General features: G+C 68.3%; 22 protein-coding genes. 14 read left to right on the top strand and 8 right to left on the bottom strand.

The window, feature by feature from the left end; genetic code table 11:
- The first annotated feature begins 37 nt into the window (after positions 1–37).
- A complete protein-coding gene (locus Vau01_RS53155) occupies positions 38–1174 on the top strand; it encodes a M20 family metallopeptidase (RefSeq protein WP_204009215.1) in 1137 nt (378 codons plus the stop codon).
- 449 nt (positions 1175–1623) lie between these two features.
- On the opposite strand, the gene Vau01_RS53150 is transcribed toward Vau01_RS53155, so the two are convergent.
- Positions 1624–1989 carry a SaoD/DsrE family protein gene (locus tag Vau01_RS53150; protein WP_204009214.1) on the bottom strand — a complete coding sequence of 122 codons (366 nt, stop codon included), beginning with the start codon at positions 1987–1989 and terminating at the stop codon, positions 1624–1626.
- 434 nt (positions 1990–2423) lie between these two features.
- On the opposite strand from Vau01_RS53150, the gene Vau01_RS53145 reads away from it, so the two are divergent.
- The 3 genes from Vau01_RS53145 to Vau01_RS53135 are packed head-to-tail and all read left to right on the top strand — an operon-like array spanning position 2424 to position 5695.
- On the top strand, positions 2424–3266 hold the full coding sequence (locus tag Vau01_RS53145; protein ID WP_204009213.1) for an AfsR/SARP family transcriptional regulator: 843 nt from the start codon (positions 2424–2426) through the stop codon (positions 3264–3266).
- Positions 3267–3282: 16 nt separating this feature from the next.
- Positions 3283–4476 (top strand): capreomycidine synthase, encoded by a 1194-nt coding sequence (gene vioD, locus Vau01_RS53140; RefSeq protein WP_204009212.1) that lies wholly within the window; start codon positions 3283–3285, stop codon positions 4474–4476.
- A gap of 40 nt (positions 4477–4516) precedes the next feature.
- The gene (locus Vau01_RS53135; RefSeq protein ID WP_204009211.1) at positions 4517–5695 is read left to right on the top strand and encodes a cytochrome P450; all 1179 of its coding nucleotides are present in this window, start codon (positions 4517–4519) and stop codon (positions 5693–5695) included.
- A 16-nt stretch (positions 5696–5711) separates the two neighbouring features.
- Here Vau01_RS53135 and Vau01_RS53130 read toward each other — a convergent pair whose 3' ends face one another.
- Genes Vau01_RS53130 through Vau01_RS53120 form a run of 3 tightly spaced genes read right to left on the bottom strand, consistent with a single transcriptional unit; the run spans position 5712 to position 7947 of the window.
- Positions 5712–6761: an ABC-2 membrane transporter-related protein gene (locus Vau01_RS53130; protein WP_204009210.1), complete on the bottom strand. Its 1050-nt coding sequence runs from the start codon at positions 6759–6761 to the stop codon at positions 5712–5714.
- Complete coding sequence (locus Vau01_RS53125) at positions 6662–7555, bottom strand: ABC transporter ATP-binding protein (RefSeq protein ID WP_204009209.1); 894 nt, start codon at positions 7553–7555, stop codon at positions 6662–6664. Before Vau01_RS53125 ends, Vau01_RS53130 begins: the two co-directional genes overlap by 100 nt.
- Positions 7552–7947 carry a GntR family transcriptional regulator gene (locus Vau01_RS53120; RefSeq protein WP_204009208.1) on the bottom strand — a complete coding sequence of 132 codons (396 nt, stop codon included), beginning with the start codon at positions 7945–7947 and terminating at the stop codon, positions 7552–7554. The genes Vau01_RS53125 and Vau01_RS53120 overlap by 4 nt, the downstream gene beginning before the upstream one ends.
- Positions 7948–8112: 165 nt before the next feature.
- Here Vau01_RS53120 and Vau01_RS53115 point away from each other — a divergent pair, with 165 nt between their 5' ends.
- The gene (locus Vau01_RS53115) at positions 8113–9405 is read left to right on the top strand and encodes a cation:proton antiporter (protein ID WP_239152709.1); all 1293 of its coding nucleotides are present in this window, start codon (positions 8113–8115) and stop codon (positions 9403–9405) included.
- A 25-nt stretch (positions 9406–9430) separates the two neighbouring features.
- Here the strand turns inward: Vau01_RS53115 and Vau01_RS53110 are convergent, their stop codons facing one another.
- The 3 genes from Vau01_RS53110 to Vau01_RS53100 all read right to left on the bottom strand — a co-directional run bounded on the left by Vau01_RS53110 (position 9431) and on the right by Vau01_RS53100 (position 11946).
- Positions 9431–11020 carry a tryptophan halogenase family protein gene (locus Vau01_RS53110; RefSeq protein WP_204009203.1) on the bottom strand — a complete coding sequence of 530 codons (1590 nt, stop codon included), beginning with the start codon at positions 11018–11020 and terminating at the stop codon, positions 9431–9433.
- 69 nt (positions 11021–11089) lie between these two features.
- Positions 11090–11413, bottom strand: coding sequence for an MbtH family protein (locus tag Vau01_RS53105; protein WP_444546057.1), 324 nt, complete (start codon positions 11411–11413; stop codon positions 11090–11092).
- Positions 11414–11538: 125 nt separating this feature from the next.
- Positions 11539–11946, bottom strand: a complete 408-nt coding sequence (locus tag Vau01_RS53100; RefSeq protein WP_204009201.1) for a four-helix bundle copper-binding protein — start codon at positions 11944–11946, stop codon at positions 11539–11541.
- Positions 11947–12056: 110 nt separating this feature from the next.
- On the opposite strand from Vau01_RS53100, the gene Vau01_RS53095 reads away from it, so the two are divergent.
- The gene (locus Vau01_RS53095) at positions 12057–12494 is read left to right on the top strand and encodes a cold-shock protein (RefSeq protein WP_204009199.1); all 438 of its coding nucleotides are present in this window, start codon (positions 12057–12059) and stop codon (positions 12492–12494) included.
- A gap of 318 nt (positions 12495–12812) precedes the next feature.
- Entirely contained in the window at positions 12813–14402 is a 1590-nt protein-coding gene (locus Vau01_RS53090) for a pyridoxal phosphate-dependent decarboxylase family protein (protein ID WP_204009198.1), read from the top strand.
- Here the strand turns inward: Vau01_RS53090 and Vau01_RS53085 are convergent.
- On the bottom strand, positions 14319–14684 hold the full coding sequence (locus tag Vau01_RS53085; protein ID WP_204009197.1) for an ArsR/SmtB family transcription factor: 366 nt from the start codon (positions 14682–14684) through the stop codon (positions 14319–14321). The genes Vau01_RS53090 and Vau01_RS53085 overlap by 84 nt on opposite strands.
- 147 nt (positions 14685–14831) lie before the next feature.
- Between Vau01_RS53085 and gntD the strand changes: the two genes are divergently transcribed.
- The 7 genes from gntD to Vau01_RS53050 all read left to right on the top strand — a co-directional run bounded on the left by gntD (position 14832) and on the right by Vau01_RS53050 (position 23137).
- Entirely contained in the window at positions 14832–15830 is a 999-nt protein-coding gene (gntD, locus tag Vau01_RS53080; protein WP_204009196.1) for a guanitoxin biosynthesis L-enduracididine beta-hydroxylase GntD, read from the top strand.
- An 81-nt stretch (positions 15831–15911) separates the two neighbouring features.
- Positions 15912–17321, top strand: coding sequence for a CUAEP/CCAEP-tail radical SAM (seleno)protein (locus tag Vau01_RS53075; protein ID WP_239152724.1), 1410 nt, complete (start codon positions 15912–15914; stop codon positions 17319–17321).
- Between the two features lie 22 nt (positions 17322–17343).
- Positions 17344–18306 (top strand): COG3415 family protein, encoded by a 963-nt coding sequence (locus Vau01_RS53070; protein WP_204009194.1) that lies wholly within the window; start codon positions 17344–17346, stop codon positions 18304–18306.
- A 14-nt stretch (positions 18307–18320) separates the two neighbouring features.
- Positions 18321–20174, top strand: a complete 1854-nt coding sequence (locus Vau01_RS53065) for an AMP-binding protein (protein ID WP_204009193.1) — start codon at positions 18321–18323, stop codon at positions 20172–20174.
- 87 nt (positions 20175–20261) lie between these two features.
- A complete protein-coding gene (locus Vau01_RS53060) occupies positions 20262–21851 on the top strand; it encodes an MBL fold metallo-hydrolase (protein WP_204009192.1) in 1590 nt (529 codons plus the stop codon).
- Between the two features lie 4 nt (positions 21852–21855).
- On the top strand, positions 21856–22092 hold the full coding sequence (locus Vau01_RS53055) for an MbtH family protein (RefSeq protein ID WP_204009189.1): 237 nt from the start codon (positions 21856–21858) through the stop codon (positions 22090–22092).
- A gap of 25 nt (positions 22093–22117) precedes the next feature.
- On the top strand, positions 22118–23137 hold the full coding sequence (locus Vau01_RS53050; RefSeq protein ID WP_204009187.1) for a class I SAM-dependent methyltransferase: 1020 nt from the start codon (positions 22118–22120) through the stop codon (positions 23135–23137).
- Positions 23138–23280: the final 143 nt, after the last annotated feature.

Here is a 23280-nt window from a genome sequence, read left to right as displayed (position 1 = left end):
GCTGGTGCGTTCGTGGGTCATCGCGCAAGGTTTGTTCATGAACGGTGAAAAGCGAGCCCACCTGAGCGAGGTCGGCGCGGGGGCGGTAGAGCTGTTGGCCGAACTGGTGTCGATCGACAGTGTGAACCCGGGACTCGTGGCGGGCGCAGCCGGTGAGCGGCGCATCGTGGATCGGCTGTCGGCGCGGCTGGCACGGTCGGGCTTCACGGTCACCGTGGTGCCGGCCCCGGGCCGGGAGGGGCGGCCGAGCCTCGTCGCGGTCCCGCCGTCGGCCGCCGAGGTCCCGACGGTGGTCCTCAACGGCCACCTCGACACGGTCGGCGTTGCGGGTATGGCGGATCCGTTCACCCCGCGGGTGGAGGACGACCGGTTGTACGGCCGGGGCGCGGCGGACATGAAGGGCGGCGTCGCGGCGCTGGTCGTGGCCGCGGAGCACCTCGTCGCGGCGGGCGCGCCGGTGCGGCCGGTCCTGGCCCTGGTCGCCGATGAGGAAGACGCCAGCGTGGGCAGCGAAGCCGTGATCGCGGCCCTGCCCGGCCTCGGTGTGCGGCCCGACGCCTGCCTGATCGCGGAGCCGACCGACCTGGTCCTGGCCCGGTCGCTGCGCGGCTTCGCCGTGGTTCGGGTGTCCTTCCCCGGGCGGGCTGCGCACAGCTCGCAGGCCGAGCTCGGTGTCAACGCGGTGACGCACCTGGGGCGGCTGCTGCACGTCGTCGATGAGCGGGCGTCGGCGGTGCGCACCCGGGGCGGGGACCTCATGGTGACGGTCGTGCGTGGCGGCTCGTCGGCGTTCGTCGTACCGGACCACGCCGAGTGCCTGGTGGAGATGCGCACCACCCCGGAGCAGGCCAGCACGGACGCGCTCGCCGAGGTACGGGCGCTGCTCGATCCACGCTGGCGGGCCGACGCCGAGCTCGTCGCGGCCCGCGACGGGTGGCGGATGGACGAGGCCGGCCCGGCCCCGACGCTCGGTGCGGCCCTCGGTGCGCGACTGGGCACCGGTCCGACGTTCGACGCTCCGTACTGGATGGAGGCGCCGCTGTGGCAGCAGGTGTGTCCCACGCTGATCTGCGGTCCTTCAGGCGGTGGTCTGCACGCCGTCGACGAATGGGTCGACCTCGGCCAGGTCCGCGCGTTCGCGGACGCGCTGGTCCACGAACTGCCAGCCCGATAGGGGAGTCCCGGTGACGTCAGGAGATCGGTACCGGCCCGGCCGCGACCACAGGCGACCGGCGGGCCGCGCGAATGACGCTGCACCTGGCGGGGCCGGCTAGCCGACGTCGTGTCGGCGCAGAGCCCTTCGCTCCTGGCTACCCGCATGTCGTTACAGGGCCACCCCGCCTGATCGCGCCGGGCGGTGCCGCTGGGCGGGAGCCGGCGGCGGAGGAGCGCAACCCGCTGACGCAATGGGTGCCGATGACGTTCTCCTGGGTGCTGTGGGGCCAGTCTGCGTTCTCCTGCTGCTCTCGGGGCGCCACTGCGGCGCACGTATAACGCAGAGCTGATCCCTGGTGCTGTGGGACCGACCGAGTCTTGCGTGGGGAGGCCGGACGCTGGCCTCACGCTCAAGCGGCGACCGGCCGGGGGATCCGGTCGCCGCGATCATGAGAGACAGTGGTTCTGCTAGAGCGAGATGACGTGGTCCGGCGGGTTCCCGGCGAGCGCGCCGTAGAGGTCAGGGAAGCATCCGACGGTGACACCGTCGACCGTGTCGGCGACCGTGCAGTTGCCCGCCTCGCCCTTCGCCAGGCCCCGTTCGAGCGCGCACTGGTCGCACATCATCAGGAGCATGTTGTTCTCGCGCGCGACCTTGGCCAGGCGCTCGCCGATCGGGTCGCCGCGACGCAGGACGTAGTTGTTGTCGTCGAAGAAGAACATCCCGACGACCTCGACGCCGTGCCTACCTTCCTCAAGCTGGGGAAGGATCATCTTGCCCAACTTGTAGCTGGCGGTGTGGCCCGACGTGACGAAAACGTAGGCGATCCGCATGGCCTCACTCCAATCTGGTCCCAGTCGTACGTCGAGAGCGTGCCGTACGACGCGTCGCCGGGGCGTCGCTCCACCGTGACGTCGGCGTCGCGCCGGCGCCTCCTCGGGACCAGGCCAGGCGGGGGACCAGCTCGATTGCCGGATCTATTGCCGAATCGATCCGGGGTAGCTGCGAGTGATGTCAGCCGCTAACATCAGGAAAGCCTGATCGATCGACCTGGCCGCATCACCACGGCAGCGGTCGGGAGGCGTGTTGCGTGATGATCGGCGTGCGCGTGCGTTCTGATCATCTTGCGAAGTGGGCACCAGGCCGAGTGTCCACATGGGTCAATCGGTAGACGTTCGGCGACACGTGGATTTGTCGACGAGCGGTGCGTGCGAGGCGAGGGCGGCGACTGGGGCTCGACCAGGCCCCGATCTCGACGGGGGCCCGGATGAACGATCATGTGGCGTGGGGGAACGCGGAACTGGGCGCGGTGCCGCCCGCGGCGCTTGATCCGCCGCGTCAATGCTGTCGGTTCAATATCCGGTTGCTCGGTCGCTTCGAGTTGACGGTGGGGGAGTACCAGGCCACGCCTGGCGCAGGAGTCCAACGTCTGGTCGCCCTTCTGGCGCTGGCCGGAGGTGCGGTGTCTCGCCGCCGCGCCGCGCACACACTGTGGCCCGATGCCACGGCGCGCCGCGCGGCCGCGAATCTGCGGTCGGTGCTGTACCGGCTCCAACGGACCAACCCCCACCTGGTCGGGTCGAGCACGGCCGACCTGCACCTGAACCGGGACTCCACGGTCGACACCCAGCGGCTCAACGATCTCGCGAGACTGCTCCTGGATCGCTCGCGGCCGTGCGGCGACGCACAGCTCAGCACGGCGTTGTCAACGAACCTGGACGACGACCTGCTGCCCGACTGGCCAGACGAGGAGTGGTTGCAGGAGGAGCGCGAGCGCTACCGGCAGTTGCGCCTGCATTGTCTGGAGGCGCTTTGCGAGCGGCTGGTCGCCGCCCGCTGGTACGGGGCGGCGGTCGACACCGGGCTCGCGGCCGTTCGTGCCGATCCATTCCGTGAGAGCGCACGCATCACGTTGGTCGCGGCCTACCTGGCCGAGGGGAACATCGCCGACGCGCGCCGGCACTACGACGGCTATCGGAGGAGACTGCGCGACGAGTTGGGCGTCGAGCCGGGTGCCCGCTTCGGTCAGGTCGTGCAGCTCCACGACGTTCGTCGGTTGGAGGAGGCGAGGCCGCGACGCGGGACCGGGCGGCGCCGGGCCCGCGATTGACGCAGCCGGACCGATTTTGCCTTCTCAACAGGAAATGCTGATTAATCGCCGGCCGGACGCTACCCTTGGCCCATCGATGGATCGCCTCGAGGAGGCCGCCGTGAAGTTGCCTCGTGCGCCGTTGGAAGACTGGTTGCGCGACTACTACTTCACCGCGGACATCGACATCAGCAGCAGCGGTGTCGAGCCGTACACCTTCACGGAAGTCCGTTCGTTGGTCGGGCTTCGGGCGGATCACTTCGAGGCTCTCGACTTTCGTGACAGCCCCACCTGCGGTGACCCCGGGCTGCGCGTGGCGATCGCACGACGCTGGGACGGCGGCGATCCGGCCCGTGTGATGGTGGCGAACGGGTCCACCGAGATTCTCTTCGCGGTCCTGACAACTTTGCTGCGACCCGGAGACGAGGTGGTGGTGGTCGAACCGGCCTACCACGCCCTGTGTTCGATCGCGTCGGCCATCGGTTGCCGGCTTGTGCCCTGGCCGCTTCGCTTCGAGAGTGGGTTCCGGCCCGACGTCGACGAACTGGCGTCCCTCATCTCGCCGGCGACCCGCATGGTGGTCGTGAACTTTCCGCACAACCCCACCGGCGCTTCCCTGGCCGACGGAATGGCCGATGAGATCGCGGACGTGGCCGCCGATGTCGGCGCCTACCTGCTGTGGGATGCGGCATTCCACGAGCTGACCTACGCCGATCCTCCGCCGGCCCGGACGCCGACCGGCTACGAGCGGGCCATCGTGACCGGAACCCTGTCGAAGGCATACGGGCTGCCCGGTCTGCGGGTCGGCTGGTGCGTCGCGCCGCCGGATGTCGTCACCGGCTGCGTGACCGTGCGCGACTACACGACCCTGGCACTTTCTCCGCTGGTGGAGTTGGTGGCGCTGCGGGCCGTGGAGAATGCGGATGCGCTTCTCCAGCCCAGGCTGGCGCAGGCCCGTCGCAACCTCGGCCTGCTGGAGGAGTGGATCGGCGTGCACCAGGACCGGCTGGCCTGGGTACGTCCGGACGCCGGTGTCATCGCATTTCCCCGCCTGGTCGACATGGCGTCGACGGACGAGTTCTGCGATCGGCTGCTGCACGAGCACGGTGTGCTGCTCGTTCCCGGTAGCTGCTTCGGCATGAGCGAGCATGTGCGGCTGGGGTTCGGCGGTCGCACCGACGAGTTGGAGCAGGGACTCGCGCTGGTCGAACGAGCGCTCAAGGCGGCCTGAAGCGCACCGGAATGCGGATCGCCGGGGCTGGGCGGTGAAGATGGACGGCATCAATCTCGTCGATCCCGACCTGTACGAGCACGGCGATCCGCACGCGGTCTGGCGCTGGTTACGCGTTCACGATCCGGTGCACTGGCATCCGCCTACGCACCTACCGGGGTTCTGGGCCGTCACCACCTACGACAACGTCCGCGCCGTGTATCGCGACCACGCGCGTTTCAGCTCGGCGGCCGGCATTCTGTTGCGCCCCGAGTCGCATGGTCGCGATCCGGGTGGCGGGCGCACCCTCGCGCTGACCGACCCGCCCCGGCACGGCGAGCTCCGCGCCGTTGTCGACAGGTGGTTCGCCACGACATCGGTACGCGCGATGGAGCCGCCCATGCGGTCGGCGGCCGCGCGGATCGTGCGTGACGCGGTTGAGCGGGGATCCTGCGATTTCGTCTTCGACGTCGCGGCCCGGCTGCCGTTGCAGGTCATATGCACGCTCATGGGCGTACCGGATTCGGATCACGAGGCGATGTTCGCGATGACCAGCCGCGCCTTCGGAGCCGGCAGGGCCGAGGACCGTAGCACGGCCCACTTCGAGATCCTTCAGTACTTCGAGGCCCTCGTCGCCGACCGTACCCGCCGCCCCGGCGACGACCTGGTCAGTGCGCTGGTCACCGCAATGGTCGGTGGTCGCCGGTTGAGCCTGGACGAGGTGCTTCTCAACTGCGACAACCTCATCGTGGGCGGAACCGAGAACGTCCGGTTGGCCGCCGCGGGCGGCATGCTCGCCCTGATGGACCACCCGGCCCAATGGCAGCTGCTGCGCGACGAACCGGGGCTGGTGCGCGGTGCCGTCGAGGAGGTGCTGCGCTGGACCTCCCCGGCGACCCACATCATGCGCACCGCGACCGTGCCGGTCATGCTCGACGGCCGGCGGATAGCGACGGGTGACCGCGTCACACTCTGGAATCCGTCGGCGAACCGTGACGACGCCGTGTTTCCCGGGGCGGACCGGTTCGACGTGCGGCGCAGCCCGAACCGCCATCTCTCGCTGGGCTCCGGCGAGCACCTCTGTATCGGCGCCCTCCTGGCCCGCGTCGAGTTGCGGATCTTGTTCGAGGTACTGGCCGCTCACGTGGCACGGATCGAACCGGACGGCCGCGCGACACGGCTGCGGTCCGTCGTCGTCAACGGACTGGAGCGGCTTCCGGTCCGGCTGACCGCAGCGTGACATGACCTTACGGCGGTCAGGTCGTGCGACGGCGAATCAGCAGAACCGCTGCCGCGATGAACAGGGCGGCCAGGGCGACGAGCAGCCCTGCCTCGATGAACTGGAAGGTCCAGAACCGGCCGTTGGGATGGTATTCGACGAACGGCCGGAAGCCCTGGTCGAGCATGTACTGATCGAAGTCGTTGCGGTCTTCGCGGACCCCGCGTAGGTAAGCCAGTTGTTCGGCGGTGGAGAGCCGGTGGCCCGTACTGTCCATCCAGCCCTGGCCGAGAATCCAGTCCTGGTTGGCGACCGGCGGCGAGTTGATGTCGAACGTCCGCACCAACGGGTCCTGGTAGCGCGGTCGGAGGAGTTGTTCGACGGGAGTACGGATTGCGAAGTAGACGAGGAGGGTGACAGCCATCGCGGCGATCATGCGTCGCAGGACAACGCCGATGAATGTGCCGACGGCGAAGCCGAAGAGGGCGGCGGCGGCGAGAGACAGGCCCTCGAAGTTGAATGCCGCCGGGTCGATCCGACCGCCAACCGCGTCGAGCGGCTGCCGCCACCACGTGAGCATGGCCGCAAACGCGGCGGCGATGACGATGACCGCGCCACCGACCAACGCGATCTTGATGGTCAGCCAGCGAATGCGGGTGACCGACTGGACGAAGACCAGTTTCCACGTTCCGTGCTCGAGTTCGCGCGACAGCAGCGGTGCGCCGATGAACACGCCGGCGAGTGCCGGCAGCAGGTTCAGCAGCGTGAGTGTGTCACCCCAGCCGACGTACCGGTCCCGGAAGCTGGTGATGATCTGCCCGCAGGCACCGCGCTGCGTGTCGGCGAGGCAGCCTTCGATGCCTTCGGTGCGGTACGCGGCGTGCATCGACAGGCCGCTGATGAGTAGCCCGGCTGAGACGAGTACGAACAAGGTGACGGCGGCAATCAGCTCGATCCGGTGTTGCCGCCAGGTCATCCACACCATGGTCACGCCTCCGTAGGTCCGAGTTGGCGTGCCGGCGCCTCGACGGACTGGTCGAGATAGGCCAGTACCAGCTCTTCCAGGCTGATCGGATGTTGTTCCCACTGCGGGTGTGGCTCGGTGTCGTCGGGCAGCCGGACGAGGAGGTTGCTGTGCCGTTCCCCGTGGCTGACCGCGATCACCTCGCCGGGTGGTGCCGAGGTGTCGGAACGGGGGCCGACCAGCATCCGGTGGCTCTGCAGCAATGCCTCGAAGCTCCCGGCCAGGCGGACGTGACCGTCCTGCAGAAGGACGAGGTGGTCACAGACCCGTTCCAGCTCCGACACGACGTGCGAGGACAGCAGGACGGTCAACTCGCCGTCGGCGACGGCGTCGACAAGGCTCTTCATGAAGTCACGACGGGCGATCGGGTCGAGGCTGGACACCGGCTCGTCCAGGACCAGCAGCCGCGGCCGCTTCGCCAACGCGAGCGTGAGCGAGACCTGTGCCTGCTGGCCACCCGAAAGCTTGCCCGCCCGATGGCCCAACGGAATGCGGAGCTGTTCGAGGCGTCTCTCCGCGAATGCCTCGTCCCAGCGCGGGTTCAGCGAGCGACCCATGTGGAGCAGGTTCTCGACGGTGAACGTCCGGTAGAGCGGATGATCCTGTGCGACGAAGCCGATCTGTGCCAGCCCGGAGGACTGGTCGATGCGTACAGGTTCGCCGAACATCCGAACCTGGCCTTCAGTGGGTCGGAGCAGTCCGATCGCGAGGTGCAGCAAAGTGGTCTTGCCGGCCCCGTTAGGCCCCACCAGAGCGATGATCCGGCCCTGCGGAAGGGTCAGGGTGCACTCGCGCAGCCCCCATGTGCGTCGGCCGTATCGCTTGCCGAGTTTTTCGGTCTCCAGGACGGCGGTCATGCTGCTCCCCCCTCGGCCTCGCTGTCGTCGATGACCGCAGCGACCAGAGCGCCGATCTGCTCGGCATCCAGACCTGCGTTGCGTGCCCCGCGTAACCAGGTGTGCAAGGAGCGGGACAAGCGTGTGTAGCTGGGTGGCGGAATGGGCTTGAGTGTTCCGGTGATGAAGGTTCCCTGACCGGCCCGCGCGGTGACGAGCCCGGCGTGTTCGAGATCGCGATAGGCCTTCACGACGGTGTTCGGGTTGACGACGAGTGCGGCGGCGACCTCCCGCACGGTCGGCAACCGGTCGCCGGGCCGCAGATAGCCGACCAGCAGCGCCCGCCGCACCTGTTTGACGAGTTGCAGGTAGGTGGGAACACCGGAGCGGGAGTCCAACCGGAACGCGAACATGCCGCCCTCCGATCGAATGTCTTCTTGTACTAGAAAGATGGTACATTCCCGGGCTGCAATTTCAACCGGGTCGTGCGTTGGCCGATTGTCGGGACACACTGTGGGGAGCGCTGTTCGCTTCTTGTCGGGGGATGCCGCATGATGCTCTCCGCACCGGTCGCTCCAATGGCCTCTCATCAGCTTCTTCTGCTCCTCCTCCAACTCGGGCTGCTGCTTCTGCTCGCCCTCGTGCTCGGCCGGCTCGGGATATTGATCGGTATGCCAGCAGTGGTCGGGGAGTTGTGCGCCGGCGTCCTGGTAGGCCCATCGGTGCTCGGCAACGTGGCTCCGGCATTCGCCGAATGGCTGTTGCCGAAGGACGGTGAGCAGTACCACCTTCTCGACGCCGTCGGACAACTCGGCGTGCTGCTGCTGGTTGGTCTGGTCGGCCTCAACGTCGACTTCGCGCTGGTGCGTCGCCGTGGCCTGACCGCCGCGCGGGTGAGCGCGGCGGGGTTCGTCGTGCCGCTCGGGCTCGGCATCGCCACTGGCTACCTCCTGCCGGACTCCTTCCTGCCGTCGACGGCTGACCGCACGGTCTTCGCTCTGTTCCTCGGCGTGGCCATGTGCGTCAGTGCCATCCCCGTGATCGCCAAGACCTTGCTGGACATGAACCTGTTGCACCGCAACGTCGGCCAGCTCATCCTGGCCGCCGGCATGGTCGACGACGTGTTTGGCTGGCTTCTGCTGTCGGTCGTGGCCTCGATGGCGACGATCGGTGTCCACCTCGGACGCGTAGGATTGTCGGTGCTGTACCTGGTCGGCGTGGTTCTGGTCGCGCTACTCGTCGGGAGACCGTTGGTGCGAGCGGTTCTCCGGCTGAGTGCGCGGTCCCGCGAACCGGGTCCGACGGTCGCAACGGCCGTCGTCATCGTCCTTCTCGCCGCGGCCGCAACCCACGCGTTGGGCATGGAAGCGATCTTCGGCGCCTTTGTCGCCGGCCTGCTGATCGGCTCGTCCAGCGCCTTCGACAAGGAGCGGCTCGCGCCGCTGCAATCGGTCGTGCTCTCGGTTCTCGCCCCACTGTTCTTCGCCACAGCCGGCCTGCGCATGGACCTGACCGCCCTAGCTGAGCCGATCGTGCTCGGTGCGGCCGTCGTCGTACTGCTGGTGGCCATCGTCGGCAAGTTCACCGGTGCCTTCATCGGCGCCTTGGCCAGCCGGCTGAATCGATGGGAGGCCGTCGCGTTGGGAGCGGGCATGAACGCGAGGGGAGTCGTCGAGGTGGTGGTCGCGATGGTGGGGCTTCGTCTCGGTGTGCTGAACACGGAGACGTACACCATGGTGGTCCTAGTAGCCATCGTCACCTCGGTGATGGCCCCACCTGTGCTGCGGCTCGCGACCCGGCGGATCGAGGAGGTGGCAGGCAGCGAGCTGCGCATGGCCACCGACGATCTCGCCGAAGGCCCGGCCCGTTAGCCGGTTCCGGCGGAGTGCCCGACGGTCAACGGCCATGCAGCGCCCGAAGATATTCGTAGTTGGTCGGCAAACTATCGAGCAGAGCCTGCTGCTGCCGCTTGACGCCGGCCAGCAGCAGCGCGCCCTGCTTGACGGAGTCCGGTTTGTGGGACATCGCGGGCAACGGCCGGTCGGGCAGGACGTTCAACCCGGTGAGGATGCAGTAGTAGCTGCCGTTGGTCCAGAAGTTCCGAAACTCCGCATCGAGGTTCGTGTAGTAGGTCGCCTCGTCGGCGATGGGCGGGTTGACCGGCAGACCCGCCCTGAACATCTCCACCTTCTCCGTGATGTTGTCGGTCAGGTGAAGTTCCTTGTTGGCCAACCAGAACGGTGTGTCGGCGCGCTGGGCGAAGTAGAAGTGTGCCTGGATGAAGTCGCGAGTGTCGTCGAACATCAGCTCGATCTCGCGGTTGAAGCGGTTGACGAGGGTCTCGTTGAATCCGCGGTCGGGGAAGTGCTTGAGGAGCTGGTACAGGGCCGCGTAGATGAAGTAGATGCCGGTGGACTCCAGCGGTTCGAGGAAGCACGACGACAGTCCGATGCCGACGCAGTTCTTCACCCAGGCCCGCCGGTTGCGTCCTACCCGGAACCGCACGTGGTTGAGCTGGGCCTCGGCCGGATCGAGGTTCCACAGCCGGCAGAACTCCTCGGTCGCGTCGTCGGCGGTGGTGAAACGGCTGGCGTAGACGTACCCGGTGCCGAATCGGCCCAGCATGGGGATCTTCCAGGTCCAGCCGGCCTTCATCGCGATCGCCGACGTGTACGGCTCGACGCCCAGCTTCGCGTCGTCGTTGCGTAGCGCGGTGGCGACCGCGCGGTCACACAGTAGGTGGTCGCTCATGTCGATGAACGGCTCGCCCAGCGCCTGATTGATCAACAAGCTGCGGAAACCGGAGCAGTCGATGAACAGGTCGCCGTCGAGCACCTGACCAGACTTGGTCTTCAACGCCTGGATGTAGCCGCGCTCGTCGAGGAGAACCTCCTGCATCTCATCGCGGACGTGCACCACACCCTGGCGCTGGGTGGCGAAGCGGCAGAGGAAGTCGGCGACCAGGTGGGCGTCGAAGTGCCATGCGTACTGGGTGGCGCGCCGGCCGTCGCGATACCGCGGTGCCCGCTTGGCGTCCATCAACACCGGCTCTTTGAAACAGGCGTAGTCGTAGGGGTCGTCGCACTCCCCGCGCACACGGGCGTGGTACCAGTAGTGCGACAGCGGGATGTCGTCGTACTGCGGGAGCAGGCCGAACGGGTGGTAGAAGTGATCAGACCGGCCGTCGCGATGGCGTGGCGCCTGGCTGGCCTCGCCGGGCGTCCGCCAGTTGATGAACTTCACGGCCATCTTGAACCCGGCGTTGCACTCCCTCATCCACTCGTCCTCGTCGAGCCCGAGGTAGTCGAAGAAGGCCCGTTGAAGGTTGGGCACGGTGGCCTCGCCAACACCGATCTTCGGAATGGTCGGGGCCTCCAGGACGGTGATCCTGACGGTGTTCTGCAGCGCCTTGCCGAGGTAGGAGGCGGTCATCCAGCCGGCCGTGCCACCGCCGAGAACCACCACGCTTCTGATGCGCTCATCCATGATCGCTCCTCGGTGGGCGCCCCGGCCGGGCACCGTCGGCGCGACGGACGACGTGGGCTCGACCGCCCGCTACTGGTTCGCGTCGGCGCCGGCGGTGGCGTCGTGTACGCCCGGACCGTTCGGTTCGGCGGGCGAGTCGGCCGATGACTCCTCGGCCCTCGACCGGTCCATCACCTCGCGGAGGCTCTTCGGGCGCATGTCGGTCCACACTGTGCGGATGTACTCGTCGCACTCGTCTTTGGAGCCCTGCTGGCCGGTCTCGCGCCACCCGCCGGGAACCGGCAGATCGGCGGGCCAGAACGAGTACTGCTCCTCATGGTTGACGAGCACCTTGAACACGGCCTCTTCGTTCTCGAAGTCAAAGGAGGTCGTACGCATGATCTCCAAACCCATCAGGTTTTCCTGTGGCAACTGATGTCACAGCGTCCTCTCCTTCCGCGGCTGTGACAAGAGGCTGGTCGATATCGGCGCCCGCGCGGTCGACACGCGGACGCCGTCGACCTCCTACAGACGGGAACTCATGCGAGAGCGCTCAGCAGCGCTGCGCACGCCTCCTCGCAGCGGCGGCACACCTCGGCACATACCCTGCTGTGCGCCGGCAGCCCGGCGGAGTCGGCGCATTCGTCGCCGCACGCCCGGCAGGCACTGACACAGGCCTGCAGCATCGCGCGGGCAACGTCCGTGTCGTATCCGGCACTTCGTGAGAGCACCCGCCCGGTGGCGCCGCAGACGTCGGCGCAGTCGAGGTTGGCGCGCACGCACGCGATCAGGTTGGCGACATCGCCCTCGCCCAGGCAGGCGTCGGCGCACGTGGTGCACGCCTGGGCACAGTCGAAGCAGGCCTCGATGCAGCTGGCAAGCAGCGCGCGGTCCACGCCACCGAGATCGTCAGGATGGGTCTTCAGTATGGAGCTGGCCGTTGTCATCACGTTTCCTTCTGTCTCATGGTCGTCGGCCGGGCCGACGCGCAGTAGCGTGGTCTGACGCGCCCGCACGGCGCTCTTGGTTGGTTCGGTTCTCTTTGGTGGGTGGGACGATGGACGTGACGACGGGCAGGGTGGTGCGGTTCGACCGCGGGCGCGGCTATGGGTTCATCGCGCCTGACGGAGGTGGCGACGATGTGTTCGTCCACACCAACGATCTGGAGGCAGACGGCCACGCGGTCGCCGTCGGAACCCGGGTCAGGTTCCAGATCGTCGACGGCGGGCGGGGGCTGAAGGCCTTCGACGTGCGGGTGTTGGCCGACGACGGGTCGAACGGGGCCGCAACCCCCGTAGTGCGGGCGCCTCAGGTGGTGCCGGCACCGCCGACGCCGGAGGTCGACGACGAGTTCGACGTGCTCTCCGAGAAGGAGTTCGTCGCGGAGGTAACCGAGCTGCTCGTCAACGCCGGACCGACCTTGACAGCCGGCCAGATCGTCGACATCCGCAAGGCTCTGGCCGGCTTCGCCAGGGCGCACGGGTGGGTCGAGTGACCCTGGCGAGCGATGGAGACCCGGGGCGACGCCAACGGCGTTGAGCTGCCGGCGATCCAGCGCGACAGCGTTCACTTAGCCTCCCTCGGACGGCTCCCTAGGTTGCGCTCAGGGTAGCGCCGGCCCGGCGATAAATCAGCACTTCCTGTTGAAAGCGGAACGCCCCATGGCTATCGTGAGTTGAGCCGCCCATCAATCAATCAAGGACGGTGGGCCCGTCCTGGTCGCCTCTACACCAGGAGCGGTAGCCCGCGTCCGGCATGGGGAAGGCGTGGTATGTCGCCACGGGGGGAAAAGACTGCCGCGGTCCGGCGCGGCGTGGATCCGTTCCGGCTCGATGGCGCCGCCCGAGGCCAGTTGTGGTCGGTGCTCGGCGAGTCGGTCGAAACCTACGTCCGCCAGGTTCAGGCATTGCCTGCCGGGCGAACCGTCGATCAGGCCGAGGTGCGGCAGTTTCTTGCGGGCTTCGACTTCGACCGGCCGATGGATCCGGCGGCTGCGCTGGATCGCGTGGTCGACGGGTTGCGACGGTTCCAGCCGCACGTCAGCCATCCACGACACTTCGGTCTGTTCGATCCGGCTCCGACCGCGATCGGCGTCGTGGCCGACGCGTTGGCCGCGGCCTTCAATCCCTGCCTGGCATCGTGGGCCGGCAGCCCGCTGGGGGTAGAAACCGACGGAATGCTGGTGGATGCATTCGCCCGGGTCTTCGGCTATCCCGTCGACGCCGCCGACGGAGTCGTGACCGGTGGCGGCTCCGAGGCCAACCTCAACGCCGTCCTGCTCGCGCTGACGGCGCGGTTCCCCGATCATCGCGAGTCGGGCCTGCCCGGTCCGCACGCGCGTCCGTTGATATACCAGACGTCCGGGGCCCACCCCTCGATCCGCAAGGCCGCACAGGTGACCGGCCTGGGTGCCGCGGCGGTGCGCGAGGTACCGACCGACTCCCGGCACCGGATGGACCCGCGCGCCCTGGACGCCATGGTGACAGCGGACCGGATCCGTGGCGGCACGCCCCTGCTCGTCGTGGTCACGGCGGGTACCACTGGTGCCGGCCTGGTCGACCCCATCCGTGACGTCGCGGAGGTGGCGGGCCGGCACGGCTTGTGGCTGCACACCGATGCTGCGTGGGGCGGCGCGGGTATGCTCGTGCCCGAGCTGCGCGCCGAGTTCGCCGGAGTCGAGCGGTCCGACTCGATAACGTTTGATCCCCACAAGTGGATGTCGGTTCCGTTGGGGTGCGGCCTGTTCCTCACCCGTCGGCGCGGGCTGCTCGAGCGGGTGTTCGGTCTCGGGGTGGACGGTTTTGTGGCCGACGGAGACGACGCGCCCGCCCCCGATCCGTGCACGCGCTCCATCCGATGGTCGCGCAGCTTCGGGAGCTTGAAGCTCCTGCTGTCGCTGGCGGTGGCCGGCTGGAGCGGCTACGAGTCGGCGCTGCGGCAGCAGGTGTGGCTGGGTGAACGCCTGCGCGGCGGCCTGATGGCGGACGGTTGGGCCGTGGTGAACGACACCAGGCTTCCCGTCGTCTGCTTTGTCGATGGACCAGACGAGCCGGAGGAGCGCCATCGCTTTCTCCGGACGGTGGCACGAGGCGTGAGCCGGTCGGGCCAGGCAAAGATCTTCGTCGCGACACTCGCCGGCCGGCCCGTGCTGCGGGCAGCCATCACGAACTACGCCACGACCGCCGAGGACGTCGACCTGCTGGTCGAACTGCTCGGCGACGTCCGTGGACAGGCGCTCGCGCGAGCGGACGACGACGGCGCATCCACGACGGACGACTTTCAGGAGGGCGCGTGCTCGGCGGGGGCCGAGCAAGGACGGCTAGGCCCAGTCCGGGCCGATACGTCCGCAGGTCGCCAGGTGGTCCCGGTTTTCACTGGACAACCGTCCGGCGAGGTCGAGTAGCTTACGCAGTCGGAGGTCCTTGATGGAGTAGATCACCTGCCTGCCGCGCCGCTCGGTGGTGACGAACTGGCACCACCGCAGGCACGCCAGGTGATTGGAGACGCGGCTCTGGGGAACGCCGAGCGCTGCGACGACCTCGCCGACCGTCTGCGGTCCTGTGAGCAGCAGACGGACGATGGCCAGTCTCGTCGAGTCACCCAGCACACGGAACAGGCGCGCGTTCGCGGCGTCGGTTAACGCGACGTCAGCGTTCGCGGCGTCTTCGGTCGTTACCACGGTCATGTTCAGATGCTATGCGACAACGAGGCCCGCGGCACGCGGCTGCGGGCCGGTTGCCGGCCGACCGTACACGTTCGCTGACAGTCCACGAAAACCTGTTGTATCAGCCGCCAACCACCGATAGGCTAGACCGCTAGCGAGGAGTGGCCCATGGAGCAGCTTCGCCTGAACAGCGCAGAACTGCACCATGCCTACGAGCTTGCCGACTCGATCGGTGAGCGCTACGGCCGGGTCGACGACCCGGACTTCCTTATTGCCGCGCCGGTACTCGCCCACGACCTTCCGCCGCGGATCCGTTCGTTCCTCAACCATTTCCGCCGGGCCGAGATCGGCAGCTGCATGATCGGCGGACACGTCATCGACGACGCGGCACTCGGCGCCACTCCGCACCACTGGAACGCGATCCCGGATCCGTCGTCGAGCCTGAGGTACGAGATCCTCCTCGTCCTCTACACCTCCCTGTTGGGCGACGTCTTCGGCTGGGCGACGCAGCAGGACGGCCGGCTCGTGCATGACGTGCTGCCCATCCGGGCCCACGAGAACGAGCAACTCGGTTCGGGCAGCAAGACCCTGCTCACCTGGCACACCGAGGATGCGTTCCACCCGTACCGCGGCGACTACGTCGTGCTGGCCTGCCTGCGTAACCCCAACGGAGCGGCAACCACGGTCGGTAACGTCGACGATCTCGAACTCGACGAGGCAGACCGCGAGGTGCTGTTCCAGGAACGCTTCATCATCCGGCCCGACGAGTCGCATCTGACCAAGAACAACACCGCATCCGGCGGGACCGACTTCAGCCACATCGAGGCGCTGAACGCCGCGCCACCACCGGTTGCGGTGCTGTTCGGCGCGGCCGACCGGCCGTACATCCGGGCCGATCCCTACTTCATGGACGTCCCCGACGGTGACGAGCGCGCGGCCCAGGCCCTCCACGCCCTGGAGACGGCCATGGAACGCTGCCTGACCGACGTCGTCCTGACCACCGGTGACTTCTGCTTCCTGGACAACCTCAAGGTGGTCCACGGCAGAAGGCCCTTCTCCGCCCGGTTCGACGGCTCCGACCGCTGGCTCAAGCGGGTCTGTGCGACCCGAGACCTTCGCAAGTCCCGCACCGCCCGCACCGCCCTGACGAGCCAGATCATCGGCTGACCGGTCAGGTCACCGGGTAGCCACGTGCCCGGATCGGCAGCGGACGACTCCCGTGGCGGGAAGGTTGACGAAGCCTTGCGTGTGTTACTGATCTCCACATATGAGATTGGCCGCCAGCCGTTCGGGCTGGCCTCCCCGGCGGCCTGGCTGCGTACGGCCGGGTTCGAGGTCGACTGCCTGGACCTGGCGATCCAGCAGATCGACGAAGGGCTCGTCGCCGCCGCCGATCTGGTGGCCTTCTACGTCCCGATGCACACGGCCACGCGGATCGCGGTCGCGCAACTGCCGGTGGTCCGCGCGATCAACCCCGCCGCGCACCTGTGCTTCTTCGGCCTGTACGCACCGGTCAACGAGGGATACCTGCGAAGCCTGGGCGTCGGCACGGTCCTCGGTGGCGAGGTCGAGGAAGGGCTGCTGTCCCTCGTCCGCCGGCTGGCCACCGGCGACGGACCTGAACAGGCGGAGCCGGTGATCTCGCTGTCCCGCCAGCAGTTCCTGGTGCCGGACCGGCACGGCCTGCCGACCCCGGACCGCTACGCACACGTCGTCACGGCCGACGGCACACTGCTCATGGCCGGCAGCACGGAGGCGTCGCGGGGCTGTCTGCACCTGTGCCGACACTGCCCCGTCGTCCCGGTCTACGGCGGACGGCTCCGGGTCGTCCAGCGCGACGTGGTCATGGAAGACGTTCGCCGGCAGGTTGCCGCCGGCGCCGCCCACATCACCTTCGGGGACCCGGACTTCTTCAACGCCCCGCGACACTCCGAGACCATCGTCCGAGCGCTGCACGCCGAGCACCCCGGGGTGTCCTACGACGTCACGATCAAGGTGGAGCACCTCCTAGCCCACCGTCGCCTGCTGCCCCTGCTGCGCGACACCGGTTGCCTTTACGTCACCACCGCTGTCGAGGCGGTCGACGACGCCACACTCCAGATCTACGAGAAGAACCACTCCCGCGCCGACTTCGTCGAGGTGGTTACGGAGTTCCGGAGAGTCGGACTGACTCTCAATCCCACCTTCGTCACGTTCTCGCCGTGGACCACGCTGGACAGCTACGCGGACCTGCTGCGGCTGCTCGTGGAGCTCGACCTCGTCGACAACGTGGCGTCGATCCAATTGGCGATCCGCCTGCTTGTACCCGCGGGATCCCGCCTGCTGGAGCTGGCCGGGGTCCGTGCGCTGTTGGACCCGTTCGACCAGGCCGCGTTGTGCTATCCGTGGCACCACCCGGACCGGCGGGTCGATGACCTGTACCAGGCGGTGCGTTCCGCCGTGGAGGACGGCGCAGCCGCGGGGCGCAACCGACGGGAGGTCTTCAGATCGATATGGACGCTCACGCACGCCACGCTCGACGCCGACCCGGTGCCGGTGCCCGCGTCGCTGTTCGGGGATCCGTCGCCGGCGCCTCACGCGACGGAGCCGTGGTACTGCTGCGCCGAACCGACCGAACAGCAGTTGGCCGGTCCGGGTCTGAACCGTTCGGGAATCTGATCCAGGTGCCGGGGGAACGCGGGTGAGTCGACTGCAGGTACGCGTGCTGCTGGATACCGGCCCGTCGGACGGGGAGATCGCCGACATCGAGGCGCTCTTCGACCAGCTCGGAATGGACGCCGCAGCCGAAGGGCACTCCTACGGCGGACCGCCGCCGTCGTCGGCGTTCCTCATCGTGGTCAACGTCCCGCTCGTCGAGTTCCTGGACACCTTCGCGGTGCGCACGGGCGACGGTGTGACGGTGTTCCGCAGACTGGCGCTGAGCCTGCTCGGCATGCGGGCCGACGCCCGTCGGTGGGGCCGTCCGCACGGCCTGCGGCTGGAGGACTCGCACGGAGGGCTCAACGTGTTGCTGCCGGGCGATCTGCCGGAGCACGCCTACGCCGGTCTGCTCGCCGTCGACCTGTCGGGCTTCGACCGGTCGTCGCCGCCGGCGAACGTCGAGTGGCACCACCGGTCACAACGCTGGCTGGCCTATCCGACCGTGGGCCGGCGGCGGGTCGGTCGACGGCTGCCGGACCGCCGGCGGGGACCGGGGCCGACGCCGGGCGTGCGTCAGTTGCGCGGGGAAGAAGTACAGCACCTGTGGTCGCTGGTCGAGGACGGTGCCCGATCGGTGATCACCTGGCAGCGCGCGCAGATCGTCCTGTGGAGCGGTTCGGGCTGGAGCATCGCTGCGGTGGCTCGGCAGGCATTGATGAGCGAGCACCGGGTCGCCGCGATCGTGGAGAACTTCAACGCCGACGGAATGGCGTCGTTGGCCGTCGACTACACGGGCGGGCGTCGCGTTTCGCTGCGTCCGGACGAACTGGACGCCGCCCGGGCGATCGCATCGAGTCCGCCTGCGGAAGTGGGCGTACCCGAGCCCGCCTGGACCGCGCGGTGCCTCGCGGATTTTCTAGTCGCCGACGGGGCCGTCGAGGACATCGAGCTGGATGCGGCTGGCGCGCTGCTGCGGCAGCCATCCGTCGCGACCACCGGTTGAGGGGGACCGTACCGATGGAATCGATCCACACCGTTCCCGACCTGTTGCGCCGGTGGGTACGAACCGACCCTGACCGCGTCGCTCTCGCCGTCGACGGCGGTGGGACGTTGACCTACCGCGGCTGGGAGGAACGGTCGAACGCCGTTGCGCACGGCCTGCTCGGGCGGGGCCTGCGACCCGGTGACGCCGCCGCTCTGCTCTTCGACAACCGCGAGTGGATCGAGTATGCCGTCGCCTACCTGGGTGTGCTCAAGGTCGGCGGAATCGCGGTGCCGCTGTCGGGACGGATGACGGAGCCGGAACTCGCTCTGGCCCTTGACCACTGCACGCCGGTCGGGCTCGTTCACGCCGGCAGGCGGACCGTCTCCGGCGTTTCCGGCTGGGTGGCCTCCGTCGCCGACCTTGTCGATGACGGTGTCCTCGGCCCGGTACCCGGTTCCGTCCGACCGGGCGACATCTGCGAGGTGCTCTACACGTCCGGCACCACCGGCCGGCCGAAGGGTGTCGCCAGTACCCACCAGCACTCCGTCCGTCCGCTGGTTGAGGCACCGCACTGGTACCCGGAGCGGTGGGCGGCGAGTGCGGGCCGGACGTACCTGCACGCCAACTCGATCGGGTCCGCGGCCGGGCAGCTACGCCTGCTGGAACCGCTGGGACCCCTGGGCATGACGACCCTGGCGCTGCCGGTCTTCGACGCCGAACGCTTCTGCACGCTCCTCGCCGAACACCGCGTGGCCGTCGTGCAGCTCGTGCCCACTATGGCCCTGACCATCCTGGACATCGGCGCGCACGAGCGGCACGACCTGTCCGGTGTGCAAACGGTGGTGTTCGGCTGCGCCCCGCTGCCGGCCAGCGCGGTACCCGACCTGGCCCGCGCATTCCCCGCCGCGACGCTGGTCAACATGTACGAGCTCAGCGAGGCCCGGCATGTCGGCACCTACGCCGTGTGCGGCGACGGGCCGAACGCCGCGGTTGGCCGTCCCCGTGGCGCGACCGAAGTCAGAATCACCGGGAGCGACGGCCGGGAGGTGTCGCGGGGAGAGATCGGTGAGATCCGCCTGCGCTGGGCGGGGCTCGGTCCACATAGCTACTACCGGGACCCGTCGGCCACGGACGCGGTGTTCGGTGACGGCTGGACCCGCACCGGTGATGCCGGGCGCCTGGACGAACACGGCCACCTCACGCTCGTCGACCGGCTCAAAGACGTGATCATCTCCGCCGGCCAGTCCATCTCGTCGGTCGAGATCGAAGACGTGCTGTTCCAGCATCCGGCGGTGAGCGAGGCCGTCGTGTTCGGCCTGCCGCACCGGATCCACGGCGAGGAGGTAGCCGCCGCTGTGGTGCTCAACGACGGTGGGGCCACCGTGGAGCAGGTGCGCGCCTTCGTCGCCGATCGGCTCTCCCGACACAAGGTCCCCCGGCTCGTCTTCGCCGTCGAGGCGATACCGAGAAACCGGAACGGGAAGCCGCTGAAACGCGAGTTGCGCGACCGCTTCGGTTCCGTGGACGCGACGCCAACCGACGCCACGACCGACGAGTTGCCCGACCGGTCCTCGTCCGCGAAGGCATCGGAGCCCGATCGCGAGCGTGTCGTGCGCGCGCTGTGGAGCCAGGTACTGGGCACCGAGCCGGGTCCGAATGACAACTTCTTCGACCTGGGCGGTGATTCCGTGCGCGCGAGTCAACTCGCTGCCCGGATCTGCGACGAGTTCGGCGTGCGGTTGACCGTGGGTGAACTGTTCGAGCATCCGACCGTTGGCGCCGTCGCCGATCTGATCTCCGACGTCGCACGCGCTGGGCGGCCCGCCCCACCACCCATCCGGCGACTGCCCCGAGTCCCGTTGACACAGCCTCGAAGCCCCTCGTAACGGCCCTGACAGATCCGGATAACCTGTTGTATCGAGGTAGCCGCGGCGGTATGGTCGCGAAGGGCCCCGCACGAACGGAGGACCCCGATGCCTAGCGACGACATCCTGTTCGCCAAGCCCAACCTGATCGTGGAAGGCCTGGTCGACCAGTTCTACGCGTGGCTTCATCTCGTGCCGCCGGCACCGGCCGCCATGAACCTAGCCAATCTGCACCTGTCGATGCTCGACTCGTATGTGCAACAGCCTCAGGTACACGCCGCCGCCGTCGCGAATCCGAAGATGAAGGGCGGCTTCTTCGTCAACTACGGCGGCAAGCGGACGGAGGAGATCAGGGGGCTCCGCGACCGGATCGTCAGCGGCAGCGCCGCGCTGGTGGAGCTCGCGGCGGCGATCAAGCAGACCGACGAACTGCTCCGGGCACAGGCGACCGGCTACGAACTCACCGGGCTTTACCAGCAGGTGCCCGCCGCGCTTCGCGGTTTCATCGAGCTCGCCTACGACATCAACCATCACCCGTCGATGCGTTTCCTGGAGCCACTTCTCTACCGCAGCCGGTACCACCGGGAGGAGCGCCAGTCGATCGACCTGTCGCTCGACGACGGCACCGAGCGCCCGTTCATCCTCAGCACCCCGCGCCTTCCCGCACCGGGTCACGTCCAACTGCCCCTCCCGCTACGACACCCGGGCATCGACACACTGTTCGCCACGCGGCTCACGCCGCAGCCGTTCAGTCGCATCCGGGAGGCGCTGGAGATCGACGACGACAGCGATGCGACGACCCTGCGGACGTTCCTGACCGAAGAACCGACGATTCCCGACGACCGGCACGTGTCGACCGGTGCGCGGATCCGCTACTTCGGACACGCCTGCCTCGTGCTGCAGAGCCCGACCGCGTCGATCATCGTCGACCCCTTCATCAACGCCAACCACGCCGCCGGCGACCACTACACCTACGTCGATCTGCCCGACCGCTTCGACTACGTTCTCATCACCCATGGCCACCAGGACCATGCCGTGCTGGAGTCGCTGCTGCAGCTGCGTGGTCGGGCCGACGTGGTGGTGGTGCCGAAGAACGGCGGTGGCCAGCTACAGGACCCGTCGCTGCGGCTCTACCTCGAGCACATGGGCTTCGCCGTGCGCGAGGTCGACGACTTCGACCGGCTGCCGCTGGACGGCGGCGAGATCATCGCCTGCCCCTTCCTCGGCGAGCACTCCGATCTCGACATCCGGGCCAAGTCGACGTACTGGATCCGCATCGGCGGTCGGGCCGTTTTCGTCGACGCCGACTCGTCGGGCATCGAGCCGGAGCTGTACGGCCGGGTCCGTGACGCCGTAGGACCCACCGACATCGCGTTCCTCGGCATGGAGTGTGACGGTGCCCCGTTGACCTGGTTGTACGGGGCGCTGTTCACCCAGCCGGTGAGCCGCAAGATGAGCATCACCCGGAAGCTGTCCGGCTCCAACGCCGAGCAGGCGATGGGAATCGTGGAGAAGCTGGGCGTCAACGAGGCGTACGTGTACGCCATGGGGGAGGAGGAGTGGGTTCAGCACATCATGGCCACGAGCTACACGCCCCAGTCCTACCAGTTGAAGCAGGTGGCCGAGTTCCTCGAGGCGTGCACCGCGCGAGGTGTCAAGGGCGAGCATCTGCTGGTCCAGAAAGAGCTGCGGTGGTAACCGCATGAGCGTTTTCGACGACGAGGACGGCGCTCGCCGGTTCAAGGTGCTCATCAACGACGAGGGCCAGTACTCGCTGTGGCCGGCGTCGTTCGACACGCCGGGTGGCTGGTGGGAGACCGGCAAGCAGGGCACGAGGCCGCAGTGCATGGCCTACGTCGACGAGGTGTGGACCGACATGCGTCCGCGAACGCTGCGCGAGGTGATGGACGGTACAGGGCGGGCCGCGGAACCGGGCTAGCCACCTCACGCGGGGAGGGGACGACATGGCGACGCATGAACCGACTTCTGACGGCGTCATGTCCGGCGCTGCCATCTTCAACTCGGCGGTGACCGCCGCCGCGATCAACGCGGCCCATCAACTCGGAGTGTTCGGCCGTCTGGAGCGCGACGGTCACCTCGAGGTTCGCGCGTTCGCTCTGGCCAACGCTCTGCACCGCCCGACATTGGAAGCGATTCTCGTGGCGCTGGCGAGCTTCCGGATCGTCGAGTTGGACGACGGTCGCGAGAAGGTGCTGCCGGGGCCGTGCTTCGCGGAGATCAGTCGGCTCAAAGGGTTCTTCTACTGGCTGATCGGCGGCTACGGCGAAATTCTGACCAACCTTCCCACCACCGCGCGTCTGGCCGGCCGCGGCGGCGACGTGGCGCGCCGGGACGTCCGGGCGGTCAGCATCGCATCCGCCGACATGAGCGCGGTGAACGTGGACGGCCTCTTCCGATCGGTCATCGAGTCGTTGACCTTTGATGTCTGCGCCGATCTCGGCTGTGGATCCGCCCAGCGGCTCATCACCATGGCGCGGCAGCGGCCCGAACTCCGCGGCGTGGGCGTCGACGTCGCACCGGCGGCACTCGATGTGGCCGCGACCGCGGTGACCGCCGCCGGTCTCGCGTCGCGGATCACGTTGGTGGAGGCCGACGTGTCCACGCTCCGCCGCCGCCCGGACTTCACCGGCGTGCAGCTCGTAACCTGTTTCTTCCTGGGCCACGACTTCTGGCCCCGGGACCGGTGCGTCCGCACCCTCCGCCGGATCCGGGCCGCCTTCCCGCAGGCCGAGCACCTGCTGCTGTGTGATACCCACCGCTGCGCGGCGGTGCCGTCGGCGACCGACCAGATCTTCAGTCTCGGGTTCGAGCTCACGCATGCGGCCATGGGCCAGTACCTGCCCACCATCGCCGAGTGGCGCGGCGTGTTCGAGGACAGTGGATGGGACTGCGTCGCCGAGCACCAGGCGACGATCCCCGCCGCCACAGTGATCTTCCACCTCCGCCCCGGTGGGGTGTCGTGAGCGACGCCACCGCGAGCGGTCCGCGCAGCGACGGGAGTCGACCGGCTCTCTCGGCGTCCCGGCAACGACTGCTCGAACGGGCTCTCGGCGGAGTTGGCGCTCCGCTAGCCGGCGCCATACCGCGTCGGCCGTACGGCATCCCT

Source organism: Virgisporangium aurantiacum (genome assembly GCF_016863635.1).
GTDB lineage: Bacteria > Actinomycetota > Actinomycetes > Mycobacteriales > Micromonosporaceae > Virgisporangium > Virgisporangium aurantiacum.
This window is presented reverse-complemented; position numbering and strand designations above follow the sequence as displayed.

Bases quoted from the DNA above. Each gene is read 5' to 3' on its own strand.
- Vau01_RS53050 (WP_204009187.1), top strand. From the start codon at position 22,118: ATGGCGACGCATGAACCGACTTCTGACGGCGTCATGTCCGGCGCTGCC.
- Vau01_RS53155 (WP_204009215.1), top strand. From the start codon at position 38: ATGAACGGTGAAAAGCGAGCCCACCTGAGCGAGGTCGGCGCGGGGGCG.
- Vau01_RS53095 (WP_204009199.1), top strand. From the start codon at position 12,057: ATGGACGTGACGACGGGCAGGGTGGTGCGGTTCGACCGCGGGCGCGGC.
- Vau01_RS53085 (WP_204009197.1), bottom strand. From the start codon at position 14,684: ATGACCGTGGTAACGACCGAAGACGCCGCGAACGCTGACGTCGCGTTA.
- Vau01_RS53055 (WP_204009189.1), top strand. From the start codon at position 21,856: ATGAGCGTTTTCGACGACGAGGACGGCGCTCGCCGGTTCAAGGTGCTC.
- Vau01_RS53125 (WP_204009209.1), bottom strand. From the start codon at position 7,555: ATGACCGCCGTCCTGGAGACCGAAAAACTCGGCAAGCGATACGGCCGA.
- Vau01_RS53145 (WP_204009213.1), top strand. From the start codon at position 2,424: ATGAACGATCATGTGGCGTGGGGGAACGCGGAACTGGGCGCGGTGCCG.
- Vau01_RS53060 (WP_204009192.1), top strand. From the start codon at position 20,262: ATGCCTAGCGACGACATCCTGTTCGCCAAGCCCAACCTGATCGTGGAA.
- Vau01_RS53150 (WP_204009214.1), bottom strand. From the start codon at position 1,989: ATGCGGATCGCCTACGTTTTCGTCACGTCGGGCCACACCGCCAGCTAC.
- Vau01_RS53135 (WP_204009211.1), top strand. From the start codon at position 4,517: ATGGACGGCATCAATCTCGTCGATCCCGACCTGTACGAGCACGGCGAT.
- Vau01_RS53120 (WP_204009208.1), bottom strand. From the start codon at position 7,947: ATGTTCGCGTTCCGGTTGGACTCCCGCTCCGGTGTTCCCACCTACCTG.
- Vau01_RS53100 (WP_204009201.1), bottom strand. From the start codon at position 11,946: ATGACAACGGCCAGCTCCATACTGAAGACCCATCCTGACGATCTCGGT.
- Vau01_RS53110 (WP_204009203.1), bottom strand. From the start codon at position 11,020: ATGGATGAGCGCATCAGAAGCGTGGTGGTTCTCGGCGGTGGCACGGCC.
- Vau01_RS53065 (WP_204009193.1), top strand. From the start codon at position 18,321: ATGGAATCGATCCACACCGTTCCCGACCTGTTGCGCCGGTGGGTACGA.
- Vau01_RS53115 (WP_239152709.1), top strand. From the start codon at position 8,113: ATGGCCTCTCATCAGCTTCTTCTGCTCCTCCTCCAACTCGGGCTGCTG.
- gntD (WP_204009196.1), top strand. From the start codon at position 14,832: ATGGAGCAGCTTCGCCTGAACAGCGCAGAACTGCACCATGCCTACGAG.
- Vau01_RS53105 (WP_444546057.1), bottom strand. From the start codon at position 11,413: ATGGGTTTGGAGATCATGCGTACGACCTCCTTTGACTTCGAGAACGAA.